Annotated in this window: 15 protein-coding genes and 1 pseudogene; 4 read left to right on the plus strand and 12 right to left on the minus strand. The window is 62.6% G+C overall.

The features are described from left to right. Window positions 1-24 precede the first annotated feature (24 nt). Entirely contained in the window at window positions 25-2,526 is a 2,502-nt protein-coding gene (gene ligD, locus C4Q27_RS26625) for a DNA ligase D (RefSeq protein WP_064492040.1), read from the minus strand. Window positions 2,527-2,653: 127 nt separating this feature from the next. On the opposite strand from ligD, the gene C4Q27_RS26630 reads away from it, so the two are divergent. Both C4Q27_RS26630 and C4Q27_RS26635 read left to right on the plus strand, forming a co-directional pair. Next, window positions 2,654-3,118 carry a hypothetical protein gene (locus C4Q27_RS26630; RefSeq protein WP_064492041.1) on the plus strand — a complete coding sequence of 155 codons (465 nt, stop codon included), beginning with the start codon at window positions 2,654-2,656 and terminating at the stop codon, window positions 3,116-3,118. Continuing rightward, window positions 3,115-3,339 (plus strand): metallothionein, encoded by a 225-nt coding sequence (locus C4Q27_RS26635; protein ID WP_020190819.1) that lies wholly within the window; start codon window positions 3,115-3,117, stop codon window positions 3,337-3,339. Before C4Q27_RS26630 ends, C4Q27_RS26635 begins: the two co-directional genes overlap by 4 nt. 490 nt (window positions 3,340-3,829) lie before the next feature. Here C4Q27_RS26635 and C4Q27_RS26645 read toward each other — a convergent pair whose 3' ends face one another. From C4Q27_RS26645 to C4Q27_RS26660, 4 genes are read right to left on the minus strand one after another with little or no spacing between them, the layout of a single operon-like run. Beyond that, the gene (locus C4Q27_RS26645) at window positions 3,830-4,783 is read right to left on the minus strand and encodes a lysylphosphatidylglycerol synthase domain-containing protein (protein WP_064492042.1); all 954 of its coding nucleotides are present in this window, start codon (window positions 4,781-4,783) and stop codon (window positions 3,830-3,832) included. Then, the gene (gene clsB, locus C4Q27_RS26650; protein ID WP_064492043.1) at window positions 4,783-5,985 is read right to left on the minus strand and encodes a cardiolipin synthase ClsB; all 1,203 of its coding nucleotides are present in this window, start codon (window positions 5,983-5,985) and stop codon (window positions 4,783-4,785) included. The genes C4Q27_RS26645 and clsB overlap by 1 nt, the downstream gene beginning before the upstream one ends. Further along, the gene (locus C4Q27_RS26655; RefSeq protein ID WP_064492044.1) at window positions 5,982-6,755 is read right to left on the minus strand and encodes an endonuclease/exonuclease/phosphatase family protein; all 774 of its coding nucleotides are present in this window, start codon (window positions 6,753-6,755) and stop codon (window positions 5,982-5,984) included. Before C4Q27_RS26655 ends, clsB begins: the two co-directional genes overlap by 4 nt. Continuing rightward, the gene (locus tag C4Q27_RS26660; RefSeq protein WP_064492045.1) at window positions 6,752-7,669 is read right to left on the minus strand and encodes a DUF72 domain-containing protein; all 918 of its coding nucleotides are present in this window, start codon (window positions 7,667-7,669) and stop codon (window positions 6,752-6,754) included. Before C4Q27_RS26660 ends, C4Q27_RS26655 begins: the two co-directional genes overlap by 4 nt. A gap of 259 nt (window positions 7,670-7,928) precedes the next feature. On the opposite strand from C4Q27_RS26660, the gene C4Q27_RS26665 reads away from it, so the two are divergent. Beyond that, window positions 7,929-8,480 carry an ATP-dependent Clp protease proteolytic subunit gene (locus C4Q27_RS26665; RefSeq protein WP_064492046.1) on the plus strand — a complete coding sequence of 184 codons (552 nt, stop codon included), beginning with the start codon at window positions 7,929-7,931 and terminating at the stop codon, window positions 8,478-8,480. Between the two features lies 1 nt (window position 8,481). On the opposite strand, the gene C4Q27_RS26670 is transcribed toward C4Q27_RS26665, so the two are convergent. After that, on the minus strand, window positions 8,482-8,880 hold the full coding sequence (locus C4Q27_RS26670) for an NUDIX hydrolase (RefSeq protein ID WP_064492047.1): 399 nt from the start codon (window positions 8,878-8,880) through the stop codon (window positions 8,482-8,484). 292 nt (window positions 8,881-9,172) lie between these two features. Between C4Q27_RS26670 and C4Q27_RS26675 the strand changes: the two genes are divergently transcribed. Next, complete coding sequence (locus tag C4Q27_RS26675) at window positions 9,173-9,442, plus strand: DUF6555 family protein (RefSeq protein WP_004374494.1); 270 nt, start codon at window positions 9,173-9,175, stop codon at window positions 9,440-9,442. Window positions 9,443-9,520: 78 nt separating this feature from the next. Here C4Q27_RS26675 and C4Q27_RS26680 read toward each other — a convergent pair whose 3' ends face one another. The 6 genes and pseudogenes from C4Q27_RS26680 to paaE form a co-directional block, all read right to left on the minus strand. Then, complete coding sequence (locus tag C4Q27_RS26680; RefSeq protein WP_061405658.1) at window positions 9,521-9,691, minus strand: hypothetical protein; 171 nt, start codon at window positions 9,689-9,691, stop codon at window positions 9,521-9,523. Between the two features lie 251 nt (window positions 9,692-9,942). Beyond that, window positions 9,943-11,997 (minus strand): phenylacetic acid degradation bifunctional protein PaaZ, encoded by a 2,055-nt coding sequence (paaZ, locus tag C4Q27_RS26685; RefSeq protein WP_104887644.1) that lies wholly within the window; start codon window positions 11,995-11,997, stop codon window positions 9,943-9,945. A 37-nt stretch (window positions 11,998-12,034) separates the two neighbouring features. Then, complete coding sequence (locus C4Q27_RS26690; protein WP_104887645.1) at window positions 12,035-13,267, minus strand: OprD family porin; 1,233 nt, start codon at window positions 13,265-13,267, stop codon at window positions 12,035-12,037. A gap of 39 nt (window positions 13,268-13,306) precedes the next feature. Continuing rightward, window positions 13,307-14,875: pseudogene (locus tag C4Q27_RS26695) on the minus strand (cation acetate symporter); the annotation flags it as partial. Beyond that, a complete protein-coding gene (locus C4Q27_RS26700) occupies window positions 14,866-15,174 on the minus strand; it encodes a DUF485 domain-containing protein (protein ID WP_004374508.1) in 309 nt (102 codons plus the stop codon). The pseudogene C4Q27_RS26695 and the gene C4Q27_RS26700, both read right to left, overlap by 10 nt. Before the next feature lie 152 nt (window positions 15,175-15,326). Then, the gene (gene paaE, locus C4Q27_RS26705) at window positions 15,327-16,403 is read right to left on the minus strand and encodes a 1,2-phenylacetyl-CoA epoxidase subunit PaaE (protein ID WP_064492051.1); all 1,077 of its coding nucleotides are present in this window, start codon (window positions 16,401-16,403) and stop codon (window positions 15,327-15,329) included. Window positions 16,404-16,418 lie beyond the last annotated feature (15 nt).

Consider the following 16,418-nt stretch of genomic DNA (forward strand, 5'->3'; position numbering starts at 1 on the left):
TCGTGTCCAATCGCTTTAGCGTCATCATTCGAGCCCTAGCTGCTTGCGCATGCGCGCGGTGATCGACTGGCGTACCTTGCCCATGTCGGCCCAAGGGTCGTCGACCTCCGCCAGACGCTCGCGCAGGTTGGTGATGTTCCATTGGTTGGCGCCTTTTATTTGCGCCAGCTCCTCACGCCAGACAGGTACCGATACAGGCAGCCCGTCACGGGCACGCAGTGAATAGGCGCACGCCGTGGTAGCGCCCTTGCCATTGCGCAGGTAGTCGATGAAGATGCGTCCCACGCGATTTTTCGGCCCCGACACCGCGCTCAGGCGCTCCGGAAACAGCTTGGCCAGGTAATTGACGATGGCGTGGCTGAAGTCCTTGACCTCGTCCCACCCGGCTCGCCGGGTCAAGGGCACAACCACGTGAATACCCTTGCCACCACTGGTTTTCAGGAACACCTTCAGGCCCAGTTCGTCCAGCAGGGTGAGGGTCAGTTGGGTCGCTTCCACCATGGCCTTCCAGGGCAGCGCGGGGTCAGGGTCCAGGTCGAGGACAAAACGGTCCGGTTTGTCGAAGTCTTTGTCCGTGGCGTTCCAGGTGTGCAGTTCCAGCATGTTCATCTGCACCACACCCAGCAGCGTATCGGCGCGATTGATGACCATCGCTGCCTGGCCGGCCTCGGCCTTTTCGTAGCTGAGTACGTTGGGTATGTGCAGTTGGCCCGCGTTTTTCTGGAAGAACAGCTCGCCGCCCAGGCCGTCCGGGGCGCGTACCAATGCCACCGGGCGGTGCTTGAGCTGAGGCAGGATCCACTGGCTGATGCCGGCGTAATACTCGGCGACCTCACGCTTGGTCACCCCGGTTGAAGGGTCGATGACCCGGTCGGGGTGGGTCAGCCGCAGTTCACCCAGGTTCTCGGACGCCTTGGCCTGCTTGTTGCGGCTGGATACAGTTTTGGCGGGCATGGCGCGCTCCAGGTCAATGGCGGTTGCCGCCTTGTCATCGCGCAGGCCGTGGAACACCGAATGGCGCACGATGCCGTCACGGGTCATCTGGGCAAAGGCGACTTCCGCCAACAACTGCGGCCGCAGCCAGTGCACACCACGCGCTTCGGCTCCGGCAGGCGGCGAGGGCAGGGCAGGGCTGGCGATTTCCAGGGGCTTGAGCCGCGCATGGATGCTGGCCAGTGTCGTGGTATTGAAGCCGGTACCGACCTTCCCGGCATAGCGCAGCTCGCCACTGTCGTTGTCGTGCAGGGCCAGCAGCAGGGCACCGAAGCCGCTGCGGCTGCCTTTGGGGTCGGTGTAGCCGACGATCACGAATTCCTGGCGTTGCTTGCACTTGAGCTTGATCCAGTCCGGGCTACGGCGGCCGCTGTAGACACTGTCAGCTCGCTTGCCGATCAGGCCTTCCAGCTTCAGCCGGCAGGCACTGTCGAGCAGTGACTGGACAGGTTCGTCGAAGTCGGCGGAATACTTGATGACGTCAGAATGGTTGTGCTCAAGCAGTTGGCGCAATGTATCGCGGCGGTGCTGCAGCGGTAGCTGTCGCAGGTCCTGGCCGCCCAGAAATGGCAGGTCGAACAGGTAATAGGTGATGCGTTCGTCGTGCTCGGTATCGAAGGCGTTCTGCAACGCCTGGAAGTCAGCCATGCCATTCTCATCAGCCACCACCATTTCGCCATCGAGCCAGGCCGAGTCGATGCCCAGCGCGCGCAGGGCGGCAACCTGCCGGGGCATCTTGCTGCTCCAGTCATGGCCGTTGCGGGTGAACAGGCGGATGTCCTGGCCCTCGATGCGGGCCAGGATACGGTAGCCATCGAACTTGACTTCGTAGCGCCAGTCGCCGCTGGGGGGAGAGTCCACCAACGTTGCCAGCTGTGGCTGTAGCTGTGCTGGCAAGGGTGCAGCCTGAGCTTTGTCGGCGCGTTTACGGCTGCTGCGCGGGGCAGTGGCTTTTTTGGCAGCGGATTTGCGTGGCACCAGCGTGCGCTCGCTGAGCACGCTGTCGGGCAGGGCCTCGACAATGCTGTACTCGGTTTCGCTGCGCGCCTGGGCGTCGTGCGACTTGACCAGCATCCATTGTTCTTTCTTGCCGGCCAGGTGGGTGCGGAACAGGTTCCACACGCCGCCTAGCTTCTCACCCAGCAGGCGGAATCGCAGTTTGCCTTTGGCGTAGGCTTCATGCGCGTCGCCTTCAGGCTCCCAGATACCGCGGTCCCAGACGATCACGTCCCCTGCACCATAGTGGCCTTCCGGGATATGGCCCTCGAAATCGGCGTAGTCCAGCGGGTGATCCTCCACATGCACCGCCAGGCGGCGCACCTTGGGGTCCAACGACGGGCCTTTGGGGATCGCCCAGCTTTTCAGGGTGCCATCGAGCTCCAGGCGGAAGTCGTAGTGCAAATGACTGGCGTCGTGTTTCTGGATGCAGAACTGCAGCGCATGGGCCCGTTTGCCACGTTTGCGTTTGCCGCTGGGCTCGGGTGTGGCGTTGAAGTCGCGCTTGCGCGCGTATTCCTGCAGGGGCTTGGCCATGGCGGGCTCCGGGCAGATCAAGGTCTCTAAGGTGGGAGGCGCCGGCCGAGGCGGTAGTTCAAAAAACTCTGAATCTTCCGTGAGCTGGCGTAGTCGACCGAATGAAGCCACCTGATGGAGAACGCACATGACCCGACCCGATGCACCTAAGCCATACACCCCCACCGAAATCGATGACATCGAAGACCGCATGGGCAGCGTGCATGAGCTGGATTTCGATGAACGCCTGGATGAGCGCGAAGGGCGTGTGGGCGACGAGCGACCGGCCGCCGAGGTCGACCGTGAGTTTCCCCCCCGGCGCGTGGCGCAAAGTGGCATGACCGGCGGCGAGGCGCTGAAAGACAGCCTGCATGAGGACAATGTCACCTACGACGATTTGAGCCCGGACACCCTGCTGGACGAAACCGGTGCCCGCGACCCCCACGAACCGGGCGGCAGTGGCGGCCCGGCAGACCAGCGTCTGCGCGAGGTGGATGCCGATGAGATCGGTGGCGGGGTTGGCCTGGACGAGGCCGAACTGGCCCGATCCGCGCCGCTGGACGGGGTGCCCTGGACCGACGATGTGATTGATGACGAGGAGAGCAAGCCATGAACGAACAACGCTGCGCCTGCGCGCACTGTTCCTGCACGGTGGATGCCAATGCCTTGCAACGCGACGGCAAGGCCTACTGCTGCCAGGCCTGTGCCAGCGGGCACAGCAACAGTGAGCCATGCCGGATGCAGGACTGCCATTGCGGTGAAAAGCCAAGTGAGAACGCGGTGGACAATGCACTGGATGAAACCTTTCCGGCGAGCGATCCGATATCGCCCTGAAGCCAGTAGGCGGGCTGCCTTTTCACCCGGTCGCCCAGTCCTTTGGGCCTAGGGTGTTGCGTTGCCTGCTTCGCGGGTAAACCCGCTCCTACATTTACGGCGCATGGCTTGGGCCTGGTTGGTTTCTCGGCGTGTCCCCCCGTAGGAGCGGGTTCACCCGCGAACACCGGCAAAGCCGGTGCCATGCAACGTGTTGCCTGCTTCGCGGGTAAACCCGCTCCTACATTTATGGCGCATGTCTTGGGCCTGGTTGGTTTCTTGGCGCGTCCCCCGTAGGAGCGGGTTCACCCGCGAACACCGGCAAAGCCGGTGCCATGCAGCGTGTTGCCTGCTTCGCGGGTAAACCCGCTCCTACATTTATGGCGCATGCCTTGGGCCTGGTTGTTTTCTCGGAGCGTCCCCCCGTAGGAGCGGGTTTACCCGCGAACACCGGCAAAGCCGGTGCCATGCAACGCGTCGCATCTGCCACCTCCAGCGCACATGGCCCCTTTCAGGTCCGGGCTGGCTTGTCCCGTAAGCGCATGGCCTTGGCGCGCTTTTCCAGGATCAGGTAGGTCACCACCGCCAACAGCAACGGAATCAGGTAGTACAACGTGCGGTAGCCGAGCAGGGCCGCCACCAGCGTGCCCTGGCCCATCTGCCCATGCAGGAGGGCCAGGAACACCGCTTCCAGCACACCCAGCCCCGCAGGGATATGCGCCACCACGCCGGCCACACAACTGATCAGCAGGATGCCGAGAATCGACGGGTAGAACGCTTCGCCCGGTAGCAGCCAGAAGATCAGCAGCGCCATCAGTGCCCAGTTACTGGCACCCAGCGCCACCTGGCACAGCGCCAGACGCAGCGAGGGCAGCGTCACTTCGTGGTCGCGCCAGCACCAGGTGCGCTTCTTGGCAAAACCACAGGCCAGCAGGTAGCCGCCCGCAATCGCCAGCAACAGCAGGCCGATCAGGCGCAGGCCTGTAGTGCCCACCGCCCAGTTGCCGGGCATCTCGACCAGGCCCAGGGCAAATACGGTGCCGGCCAGCAGCATATAGCCCATCCAGTTGGTCAACAGCCCCAAGGTGAGGATTCGTGTAATGGTCGCGGTATCCAGGCCCAACCGCCCATAAAGGCGGTAGCGCAAGGCAACCCCGCCTACCCAGGTAGTGAAATTGAGGTTGAAGGCGTAGCACACGAACGCGACGGGCAATACCTGCCGGGCAGGTAGCGTATGGCCGGTGTAAGCCCGGGCCAACAGGTCGTAACTGGCAAACGCGAAGTAGCTGCACAACGCGATCGCCAAGCCGATGGCAAGGGTGCCAGGCTTGTAGGCGAGCAAAGACTGGCGCACTTCGTTCCAGTCCAGATTGCGCGCCAGCAGGTACAGCAGCACAGGGATCAGGATCAGAAACGCGAGTGTGAACAGGCGTTTGCCCCACGTTTGCCAGCTTTTGCGCGCCATCAGGAGTTGCCCTCGTGCAAGTTGCCCTGGGGTTCGGCTTCCGGCTGCACCGAGCGCAAACGCTGCCGGTGCGCAGGGAACCAGCCCGCAATGCGCGGGAAGTGGCGGATCACGTGGAAGCACACGAAGATCAACGGTGCTCGCCACCAGTAGCCGCGAATCATGCGCTCCAGGGTGACCGGTTTGCATTGCTCGCTGGCCAGTGTCTGCAGATGCTGGTGCAGTTGCTGGTTGAAGGCCCGGTCACGAATGAACAGGTTGGCCTCCAGGTTGAACGACAGGCTCAGGGGGTCGAGGTTGCTGGAGCCGACGGTGGCCCATTGGTCGTCCACCAGTGCCACCTTGCCGTGCAACGGCCGTTGGCAGTACTCATGAATCTTCACGCCGTCGCGCAGCAGGTAGTTGTACAGCAGGCGCGACAGTGCGCGTACCCAGCGCATGTCGGGCTGGCCCTGCAAAATCAACCGAACCTCCACGCCACGCCGGGCCGCGTTGCGCAGCTCACGCATCAGCCGGTAGCCTGGAAAGAAATACGCATTGGCGACCACAATGCGTTGCCGGGCTTTACGAAACGCCTGAAGGTAGTGTGCCTCGATATCGGTGCTGCGCATGCCGTTGTCACGCTCGATCAACACAGCACTGCTGCTACCGGCGGGCTCGGTAACCGGGCGTACCGCACTGGGTGGCTGCAGCACGGGAGACATCAGGCGCTTACTGGCTGAATGTACCTGCGCCACTACCGGCCCAGTGACCTCCACGGCATAGTCCTGCTTGGCCATCGCACCAAAGTCGCCTAAATGGTCGGCGCTGTAGTTGATACCGCCGATGAAGGCCCGCTCACCATCGACCACCACGATCTTGCGGTGCAAACGGCGAAACAGGTTGGTGCGCATGCCCAACAAGCGGGGTTGTGGATCGAAGGCATGAAAGCTGACACCCGCGTCGGTCATCGCTGAAATGAATTCAGCCGGTAGCTCGGCTGTGCCGTAGCCATCCGCGACCACTTCCACGCGTACACCGCGCCGGGCAGCCTCGATCAACACCTGCTGCAATTGCTTGCCCACTTTGTCGTCGAAGATGATGAAGGTTTCCAGCAATATTTCTTCCCGCGCCTGGGCCATGGCCTCGAACACGCGGGGGTAATACTGCTCGCCATTGATCAGCAACTGCACGCTGTTGCCGTCTACCCAAGGTCGGTTCACAGGTTGATCTCCGCAGCCAGTGGTACATGGTCGGACAGATGCGACCACGGGTATTTGGACAGCACCTGGGCTGCGCCCGGCACCGCGTTTCGCAGGTAGATGCGGTCCAGGCGCAACAACGGCAGGCGCGCGGGGAAACTGCGCGCCGGGGTGCCGAAGGCCTCTGTCAGGTGTTCGCTCAGTACCGCGTCCGCCTTCAGCCGCCAGTCGTTGAAATCGCCGGCGATGATGACCGGCGCGTTGGGCGGCAGGCTGGCCAGCAGGTCGAGCATCAGCTTCACCTGGCGCTGCCGGTGGGCTTCCCGCAGGCCCAGGTGCACGCATACCGCATGCACCTCGTCATGGCCCGGCACCTCCAGCTGGCAATGCAGCAGGCCACGCTGTTCATTGCCCTGCACCGAAACATCCAGGTTGTTGAAGCGCCTGATGGGGAATTTCGACAAAAGCGCGTTGCCGTGGTCGCCATGGGGATAGACCGCATTGCGGCCATAGGCGAACTGCGGCCACATGCTGTCGGCCAGAAACTCGTACTGCGGCGTTTCGGGCCAGGCTGGGTGGCGCAAGGCATGCTGCTGATGACTGCCGTGCACCTCCTGCAAAAACACCAGGTCGGCGCCGGTGGCGCGCACCGCCTCGCGCAACTCGGGCAGGATGAAGCGCCGGTTGAAGAAGGTGAAGCCTTTGTGCACGTTCAGCGTCAGCACATTCAGCCGACGAACAGCGGTCACCTTGTCGATGATGCAGCGCGGGGCGGGCAGGGTCTTGTTCACAAGGCCACCTCCGGTACCACGCCGGGCTCGGTCATCAGCTCATGGTCCAGCGACAGCTTTTGCAGCAAGCGCCTGGCGTCGTATGGCGCGTGAACCTTCTGGTCATTGTCGAAGTAGCAATACACATCCCGTGCCGCACACCGAGGCGGCGGCCCCGGCACGATCAGGCGGGCATCGTCAGCCTGGTTACCTTCGCTCCATAGCTGGATACGCTGCTTCCAGCGCCGCAGCGCGCGTGCGGTATATCCGCTGCTGTACAACTCCACATCCCCGTGCAGGCGCATGTAGACGAAGTCGGCGGTTACATCTTCGGCACAGGGCCATTTGCCGGCGCTGTCGGCAACCACCAGCGCCACGCGATGTTTGCGTAACAGCTTGACGAAGGCTTCACAGAGGAAGCTCTCGTGGCGGATTTCCACGGCGTGGCGCAAGCGCGCATTGCCCTTGATGGCAAGGCTGCCATTACCCTTCAGGCGCTCGGCGCAGCCTTGGGCGCGTTCACGGGCCGCTTCGCGTGTGTGTGGCAGCAGCTCCAGGAACCGGGCAAAACGGTCTTCATCGAACTTCATGCTAGGGGGGAACTGCCACAGGAACGGCCCGAGCTTTTCGCCCAACAGCAGCGGGCCGGAAGCGAAAAAATTGGCCACAGGCTCTTCGATTTCCTTCAACCGCCGGACATGGGTGATATAGCGCGGCCCCTTGACCGCGAACACGAAACCTTCCGGCGTTGCTTCACGCCAGCCCAGATAGCGCTCGGGCGTCTGCAGGCTGTAGAACGAGCCATTGATCTCGATGCTGTTCACCGCCCGTGAAGCGAATGCCAGTTCATCGTCCTGTTTCAGGCCTTTGGGGTAGAAATCCTTGCGCCAGGGGCCATAGCGCCACCCGGAGATACCGATGCGAATATCGCTCACGCTGCCGTCCTCACTGCCGGTTCCTAGTTCGGTCGCTCTGAAGGTGCGACCGGCAAAGACCGCCGAGGGTTCACAACGCTTGACCAACGGAAATGCTGACGCCGAGTTGAACTTTGCGGCAGTTGGCGTCTCCACCGCATACCCGTTTCATGGAAGGGTGCCAGGATGACATTCGAGCGTTTCGCCCACCGCCAGAGGGCCGGGCTGGGCGACGATGGGCAAAAGATCAAGCAATGACCTGCCACCCGTGGAGGCAAGCATGGCCAGACATATCATCCACTTCACCGGACCGATCAATTCGTCTACCTGCGGCAACCTGATCACGACCTGCTCGCGGGCATTGCAACAGGGTGCCGAGCTTCTGCAACTGAACATCGCCACCATGGGCGGTGAATGCAGCTATGGGTTTACCCTGTACAACTTTCTGCGGACGTTACCCGTGGAGGTGCACACCCACAATCTGGGTACGGTGGAATCCATGGGCAATATCCTCTTCCTTGCCGGGGAGCGACGCACGGCTTGCAGTTTCAGCAAGTTTCTTTTCCACCCGTTTCATTGGACCTTGCATGGGTCGGTGGACCATTCGCGGATGTCCGAGTATGCGATGAGCCTGGATTACGACCTGCGCCTGTATGCGCAGATCGTGGCGGAGCGCACGAAAGGCGCGGCCGAGGTTTTGGATGTACCGCGTTATCTAATGGCCTATCCAAGGATACTGGCGCCGCGGGAGGCGCTGGAAAACGGAATGATCCATGCAATCGACGAGATGCCGATCGCGTCAGACACCGTTCAGTGGAGTGTGCACGCCTAGCTTACCGAACGGACGCCGCCGTGCCCGCGTCACAAGCCAGCAAGGAGCGGATCAGGGCCTTGATCTCGCCCTTCACGAGAGCCACCTGATCCAGGTGGGCAAAGCGGCAGTCGGAAATTTCGTGCCGGGCCTTGGGCTGCGGTGCTTCGGCAAACTCCGCTGCGAACACGTAATGCACACGCTCTGGCGTTTCATGGCGCATCAACAAAACCAGCGATTCAGCCTGTAGCCCAGTCTCTTCCAGCAACTCCCGCTCGGCGGCCTGCATAGGTGTCTCGCCGGGCTCGATCTTGCCGCCTGGAAGGGTCCAGGGCGCGTTGGGCTTTCTTACCCACAACCATTTGTGGCGCTGCTTGCCATGCCGGCAAATGATGGTGGCGCGATGCTTGACTGGCTTCATTCAGGCTCCTGGGCAATTCCTTCATTGCATGAAGTTTCGGCCCTGGCTGGCAATAAACGTTGCGTTGAAGCTGACGAACGGTCATCTCCGTCACGCAAATATATTGTGTGCTGCTTTTTGTACCGACGGTCAGCAGCAAAGCGATCAAGCACAGCGATAAAACAGGCTCTCGAAACCTAGACAGGGGCACACATTCGGCCACCGGTAACAAAGGTCGACAAAAATTTTGAATCTTCTGGCCATGGCCCGATCAATCAAAAGGTCATCCATGGAGAAGAGGAGGCCCCCTGCGATGCCTAGCCCACAGCTGTACATAATCGATTACAAACTGCATGACCAGCCGCGCAGTTTCATCATCCGCCTGGAACGCCTGGACAATGCCGAGGCCTGGCATTGGGCAAGTTGTGATGCGGGCATCGGCATCATTCCCAAGTTCGGTCGCGAGAAGATCAGGAAGGTCAGTCGGCCGATGGCCGAGCGCTACGGGATTACCGCCGTGAGCTGGCGGATTTCGGGGAGCAAGCCCAACCAGTCGGTGGGCGATCCGGCGGCGATGGTTTAACAGCTCGCCTGCAACCGGTTAAAGAAACTGCAGGAACGGACGTGCCCGCTCCTGCAGTGTACGCTGACACTTCTAGTGTCAGGCGCCAGACTCAGGGTCGCTGGCCGGAACGCCGGGCCGGTTTTCCTCATCATCAGTCACATTAGGGTCGGTATCCGGGTCGTCTGCCCGATCATTGCGTCGATCCGGCTCCAGCTCCGGCCAGTCATCTTCAACATTGCCGCCACCCATTCGCAGTAGGGAATTCATGGTGCAGTCCTCGTTCATGATCCTTATGAATTAAGAGCGACAGGTGCACGCCAGAGGTCCACTGAGCATTGGCAGTCGCTGACCAACGGTTTCAGGTGCCTGAGTAATTCACGGCAGCCACTTAGGTGCATTGATCCCAAGTGCCTTGAGCAGCTACTGGCCTCTTCGCGGGTGAACCCGCTCCTACGGGGGAGCTGTGCAGTGCCGGTCAGAGGCGGCTTGCCCGAGAAGAGGCCAGTAGCGTCAACACATCATGCTGGTTTTTTCAGCACCAAGGTCAGGATGTCATAGCTGGCCACCAATTCACCCAGCTGATTGGTTACTTCCACATCCCACGCCACCACCCCCTGCGGCTGCCCCAGCGGGCTGGTCTTGCCCTGGTCGATCTTGCGCTTGCAGGTCAGGCGCGCCTGGATGGTATCGCCAATGCCCACCGGGTTGATGAAGCGCAGGGTGTCCAGCCCATAGTTGGCCAATACCGGTCCGGCGCCGGGCGACACGAACAGCCCGGCCGCTGCCGACAGTACGAAGTAACCGTGGGCAATGCGTTTACCGAACTGCGAGGCCTTGGCGGCGATTTCGTCGAAGTGCATGTAGAAATGGTCGCCTGACAGGCAGCCGAAATTCACCAGGTCAGCTTCTGTCACGGTGCGGCGATGGGTGAGCAGCGACTCGCCGACACGCAGCTGCTCGAAGTAGCGACGGAACGGGTGTACTTCGGTTTCGATCACTTCGCCGCCGCGCACGTACTCGCCGGTGACCGCCGTGAGCATGCTCGGCGAGCCTTGTACTGCGGCGCGCTGCAGGTAGTGCTTGACCGCACGCAGGCCTCCCAGCTCTTCACCACCGCCGGCGCGGCCCGGGCCACCGTGCTTGAGCTGCGGCAGCGGCGAGCCGTGACCGGTGGACTCCTTGGCGGCCTGGCTATCGAGCACCAGCAGACGGCCATGCCAGGCAGCAGCCACCGGGATAGCCTTGGCGGCCACGCTGCGGTCGGCGGTGACCAGGGTCGCCACCAGGCTGCCTTTGCCACGGGCAGCCAGTGCCAAGGCTTCGTCGAGGTCGTCATAGGCCATCAGCGTACTGACCGGGCCGAACGCTTCGATATCGTGGGCGCCGCCCTCGGCATGTGGGTCGCGGGCCTGCAACAAGGTTGGCGCAAAGAACGCGCCTTCTGCCACGCCTTCGCCACGCGGGGCAAAGCCATCGCTGGCGCCGAACAGCTGGTCACAACTCTGCAGCAGGCTGCGCACACGCTCGCCAACGTCGCGCTGCTGGTCATGGGAGGCCAGGGCCCCCATGCGCACACCTTCAAGCGACGGGTCGCCTACCACGACCTTGCTCAGGCGCTCGCGCAGGCGCGTGGCAACGGCATCCAGGTGCCTGGCCGGGACGATCGCGCGGCGGATGGCGGTGCACTTCTGCCCGGCTTTAGTGGTCATTTCACGCACCACTTCCTTGATGTACAGGTCGAATTCTTCGCTGTCCGGACTCACGTCCGGGCCGAGGATGGCGCAGTTGAGCGAGTCGGCCTCGGCGGTGAACGGCACCGAGTTACGAATCAGGTTGGGCGTCACGCGCAGTTTCGCGGCAGTGTCGGCGGAACCGGTGAAGGTCACCACGTCCTGCCCCTGCAGGCGGTCGAGCAGGTCGCCGGTGCTGCCGATAACCAGCTGCAGGCTGCCTTCGGGCAGCAGGCCGGAAGCACTCATCAGGCGTACCACGGCCTCGGTCAAATAGCTGGTCGAGGTCGCCGGCTTGACGATGCAGGGCATACCGGCGAGGAACGTCGGGGCAAACTTTTCCAGCATGCCCCAGATGGGGAAGTTGAACGCGTTGATGTGCACCGCAACGCCTGCCCGTGGCACCAGGATATGACTACCGGCGAAATGGCCTTGCTTGCCCAACGGTATGGCTGGGCCCTCGTGCACCAGGTTACCCGACGGCAGCTCGCGGCTGCCGATACCGGCATAGGAGAACAGCGTGGCGTTGCCGCCTTCGATATCGATCCAGCTGTCAGCCCGGGTGGCGCCGCTGTGGTGCGACAGGGCGTAGAGCTGCTCCTTGCGTTCGGCCAGGTACAGGGCCAGGGCTTTGAGGCGTTGGGCACGCTGTTGGAAATCCATGCCCATCAGCGAAGCAAGGCCGCGTGCACGCGCGTAGTCCACAGCTTCGGCGAAGTCCGGGCGCTCTTCATGGCTGTAGGCCAGTTCGTGGCCGTCGAGGGCGCTGCGCAGGGCCTGGGCGCCGTGCTGGCCGAGCCAACGGCCGGCGATGAAACTTTGCAGAGTAGGGGCGGCAGACATGCTGTTCTCCATGCTGTTCAAAAAGTGGGGGGCGCTGTTACCACAGCGCCAGGGTGTAGCCGATGATCAGGCGGTTTTCGTCCACGGCGTTGGTCAGGCCGTTGCCGGAGCGGAAGGTGACATTGCGCCAGCGCAGGCTGACGTCCTTGAGCGGGCCACTCTGGATGACATACGTAATGTCGGTGTCGCGCTCGCGCTCGCGGCCATTGGTCACGGTGGCAGTTTCCGCGTGGCGACCGTCGGTGTAGCGGGTCATGAAACTCAGGCCGGGGATGCCCATGGCAACGAAGTCGTAGTCGTAGCGCACTTGCCAAGAGTCCAGCCCGGCGCGGGTGAAGGTGTTATAGGTGACCAGGTTGACGGTGAACGGGTCGCCGCCGTTGACGAACGGGAAGGCGCTGTCACCGGACATCTGCTGCCAGGTGGCGGTGAACTTGTGCGCCCGCACGCCCAGGGTGAACATGGCGTTGAAGTTACGATTGTCGATGTTGCCGGCACGCTCGGCACCGTCATTGCGGCTGTCGAAGTAGCGCAGGTCACTGCGCAGGCTCACGCCTTCTGCCAGTGGGCGGGTGTCGATCAGCCCGACGAACTGCTGACGGTAGATGTCCTGGAGCTTGGCGTAGTAATAGCTGACCGTGGTTTGCGGGGAGATGGCGTAGCTGCCACCACCAAAGTCCAGGTGGTCACTGCTGGCAGCGCCATAGCCGATGTCGTCGCGGCCAGAGGAGTCACGCAGGTTGGCCTTGGTCAGGCGTCCGGCATTGAAGGTGAGGCCATCGAGGTCCTGACTGGTGAGCAGGCCACCCTGGAAGGTGGACGCCAGCAGGCGGGTGTCGTTGTACACCACCACCGGCAGGATCGGCTGCAAGGTGCCCAGCCGCAAGGTGCTCTTGGACACACGTACCTTGCCGGTCAGGCCCAGCTCGCTGTAGTCGTCGACCGGTTCGTGACTGTTCGGGCCAAAAGGCAGCAGGCCGGTGTTGCGACGGTCGCGGCTGGAGTCGAGCTTGATGCCCAACTGCCCCAGGGCGTCCACGCCAAAGCCGACCGGGCCTTCGGTGAAGCCCGATTCCAGCTTGGCGGTAAAGCCCTGGCCCCATTCCTCAGCCTTGGCCTGCGGGGCGTTGCTCTGGCGAAAATCACGGTTGATGTAGTGGTTGCGCAGCTCCAGGCGTGCATGGCTGTCGCCGATGAAGTCAGCCAGCGCGGGCATCGGCAGGGCGAAGGTGGCCAGCCAGGCGGCTGACAGGAAGTGTGTGCGGTTCATTGTTGTTGTTTTACCCGACATGTCTGTTCGTCCTTGAAGTCAGTGTTTGCTGGCGCCAGCCGCGCCGATACCGGTCATGGAGCGGATGAACTGGCCCAGGTAGCGACCCCGTTCTTCAACGGCACGTTCGGAGCTGTCGGTAACCGAGAACACCCAGGCACTGAGGAAGGCCAGGCTCATGGAGAACAGCGCAGGGTTGCTGTAGGGGAACAGCGCCGTTTCGTTGTGCAGCACGTTGACCCACACCGCCGGGCCCAGCACCACCAACAGCACCGCCGAGACCAGTCCGGCCATGCTGCCGCACACCGCGCCGCGGGTGGTCAGGCCTTTCCAGAACATGGAAAGGAGCAGCACCGGGAAGTTGACCGAAGCGGCCACCGCCAGCACCAGGCCGGAGAGGAAGGCAATGTTCTGCGACTCGAACATCAGGCCCAGGATCACCGCCAGCAGGCCGATGACCAGCGTGGCAATGCGTGACACGCGCATTTCCTCTTGCTCGGTAGCCTTGCCTTTGCGCATCACGCAGGCATACAGGTCGTGGGACACCGCCGATGCCCCGGACAGCGCAAGGCCAGCGACCACAGCCAGAATGGTGGCGAAGGCCACGGCTGAGATGAAGCCGAGGAACAGGTTGCCCCCCACGGCCTGGGCCAGGTGCACGGCGACCATGTTGCCGCCACCGATGATGGCGCCAGTGGCGTCGCGGTAGGACGGCTCGGTGCCGACCATGACGATGGCGCCAAAGCCGACAACGATCAGCAGCAGGTAGAAGTAACCAATGAAACCGGTGGCGTAGAACACGCTCTTGCGTGCTTCCTTGGCATCACTGACTGTGAAGAAGCGCATCAGGATATGCGGCAGGCCAGCGGTGCCGAACATCATGCCCAAACCAAGGGAAATGGCGTCCACCGGGTTGGACAACAAGCCGCCTGGGGCCATGATCGCCTGGCCCTTGGCATGCACGGCCACGGCGCTGGCAAACATGGCCTCGGTGCTGAAGCCGAAGTGCTTGAGCACCATGAAGGCCATGAAACTGGTGCCCGACAGCAGCATTACCGCCTTGATGATCTGCACCCAGGTGGTGGCGAGCATGCCACCGAAGGTGACATACGCAACCATCAGCACACCGACCAGCATCACGGCGTACAGGTAGCTGATGCCGAACAGCAGCTCGATCAGCTTGCCGGCGCCGACCATTTGCGCCACCAGGTACATCAGCGCCACCACCAGGGTGCCGAAAGCCGAGGTCAAGCGCACCGGGGTTTGCGCCAGCCTGTAGCTGACCACGTCGGCGAAAGTGTACTTGCCCAGGTTGCGCAGGCGCTCGGCAATCAGGAACAGGATGATCGGCCAGCCTGCCAGGACACCGAGGGCATACAACAGGCCGTCGTAGCCGTTCATGAACATCATCGCGGAAATGCCCAGGAACGAAGCGGCACTGATCATGTCGCCCGCGATCGCCAGGCCGTTCTGCATGCCGCTCAAGCCGCCGCCGGCGGTGTAGAAGTCGCTGGCCGAGCGGGTGCGCAGGGCCGCCCAGCGGGTGACCAGCAGGGTGAAGCAGACAAACACCATGAACATCGAAATGGCTGTCCAGTTCATTGTGCGCACTCCTGCTTGACCTTGTCGTTGAGCGGGTCGAGCACGTTGTTGGCGCGGTGTACGTAGATGCCGGTCAGGGCAAAGGACAGCAGCACCATCAGCACGCCCACCAGCATGCCGACCGTGGTCACGCCGCCGCTGAGGGACTGGCCGAGGGTGCTGGGCGAAAACGCAACCAGCAGGACGAAGCCGTAGTAGACCACCAGCATGGCCAGGGTCAGGCTGCCGTTAAGGCGGCGTTTGCGCCGTACCAGGTGCTGGAAGTCGGGGTGGTTGGCGATGCTTTCTATGCGTTCGGGTGTCATGGGTTGCGATCTCTGGGTGTTGTAATTGTTTTGTTGAGGTCACGCGGGGTATTGCGTTGCTGCTTAGCCCCTCTTCGCAGGCAAGGATGCCGCCCTAAGGCCTTGCGCAGCCCCTGTAGGAGCGGGTTTACCCGCGAAGCAGCCGACTCGGTCTACAGCTGGTCGAAGTCCAGCACCACCTTGTCACTCACCGGGTAGGTCTGGCACGACAGCACATACCCGGCCGCCACTTCGTAGTCTTCGAGGGCATGGTTGCTGTCCATCTCCACTTCGCCCTCGATCACCCGGCACTTGCAGGTGGAGCACACGCCGGCCTTGCACGAGTAGGGCAGCTCGGCGCCAATGGCGTTGCCGGCGTCCAGCACGTTCTGGGTGTTGCGCGGCAGGTCGAAGCTCAGTGCCCGGCCGTCTCTGATCACGGTGATATGGCTAAGCGCCGAATCCACCTGGCGTGCCGCCTCACGGGCTTCGCGGCGGGCCTCGCTGCCGGCGGCGGCGAACAGCTCGAAGTGAATGCGTTCCTTGGCCATGCCGTTGGCCTGCAGGCTGTCACGCACGGTCTCGGTCATCGCCTGCGGGCCGCAGATGAATGCCGCGTCCAGCCCGGCAACGTCCAGCCAGCGCGAAAACAGCTGGCCGCATTTGTCGGCGTCGATGCGGCCGTTGTACAGGTCGACATCCTGCTGTTCGCGGCTGAACACGAAAATCAGGTTCAAGCGGTCGAGGTAACGGTTTTTCAGGTCTTCGAGCTTGTCGCGGAACAGCGCCCCCGAACTGGAACGGTTGCCGTACAGCAAGGTGAAACGGCTGTGCGGCTCGCTGGCCAGCGTAGTGGCGATGATCGACAGTATCGGGGTGATGCCGCTGCCGGCAGCTACCCCCAGATAGTTGCCCTGGCGAGCCGGGTCCAGTGGCACGAAGAAGCTCCCCGATGGCGGCATCACTTCCAGCTGCTGGCCGGCCTTGAGCACTTCATTGGCAAACGCCGAGAAGCGCCCGCCCGGCACGCGCTTGACGGCCACGCGCAGCTCGCCTTCCTGCACGGCGCTGCAGATGGAGTAGGAGCGGCGGACTTCTTCGTTGTCCAGCTGGGTGCGCATGACCAGGTACTGGCCCTGAGTGAAGCGGAACTGGTCCTGCAGGTGCTCGGGCACATCGAAGGCAATCGATACCGCATCACGGGTCTCATTGCGCACTTGCTTGATGGTCAGGCTGTGAAACTGGCTCATGGTGGTCTCCACGGC

This window comes from Pseudomonas sp. SWI36 (assembly GCF_002948105.1).
Classification (GTDB): Bacteria; Pseudomonadota; Gammaproteobacteria; order Pseudomonadales; family Pseudomonadaceae; genus Aquipseudomonas; species Aquipseudomonas alloputida.

Excerpts from the sequence above, each read along its gene's own strand:
- ligD (WP_064492040.1), bottom strand. The coding sequence starts at position 2,526 with ATGGCCAAGCCCCTGCAGGAATACGCGCGCAAGCGCGACTTCAACGCC.
- C4Q27_RS26630 (WP_064492041.1), top strand. The coding sequence starts at position 2,654 with ATGACCCGACCCGATGCACCTAAGCCATACACCCCCACCGAAATCGAT.
- C4Q27_RS26635 (WP_020190819.1), top strand. The coding sequence starts at position 3,115 with ATGAACGAACAACGCTGCGCCTGCGCGCACTGTTCCTGCACGGTGGAT.
- C4Q27_RS26645 (WP_064492042.1), bottom strand. The coding sequence starts at position 4,783 with ATGGCGCGCAAAAGCTGGCAAACGTGGGGCAAACGCCTGTTCACACTC.
- C4Q27_RS26665 (WP_064492046.1), top strand. The coding sequence starts at position 7,929 with ATGGCCAGACATATCATCCACTTCACCGGACCGATCAATTCGTCTACC.
- C4Q27_RS26670 (WP_064492047.1), bottom strand. The coding sequence starts at position 8,880 with ATGAAGCCAGTCAAGCATCGCGCCACCATCATTTGCCGGCATGGCAAG.
- C4Q27_RS26675 (WP_004374494.1), top strand. The coding sequence starts at position 9,173 with ATGCCTAGCCCACAGCTGTACATAATCGATTACAAACTGCATGACCAG.
- C4Q27_RS26680 (WP_061405658.1), bottom strand. The coding sequence starts at position 9,691 with ATGAATTCCCTACTGCGAATGGGTGGCGGCAATGTTGAAGATGACTGG.
- paaZ (WP_104887644.1), bottom strand. The coding sequence starts at position 11,997 with ATGTCTGCCGCCCCTACTCTGCAAAGTTTCATCGCCGGCCGTTGGCTC.
- C4Q27_RS26690 (WP_104887645.1), bottom strand. The coding sequence starts at position 13,267 with ATGAACCGCACACACTTCCTGTCAGCCGCCTGGCTGGCCACCTTCGCC.
- C4Q27_RS26700 (WP_004374508.1), bottom strand. The coding sequence starts at position 15,174 with ATGACACCCGAACGCATAGAAAGCATCGCCAACCACCCCGACTTCCAG.
- paaE (WP_064492051.1), bottom strand. The coding sequence starts at position 16,403 with ATGAGCCAGTTTCACAGCCTGACCATCAAGCAAGTGCGCAATGAGACC.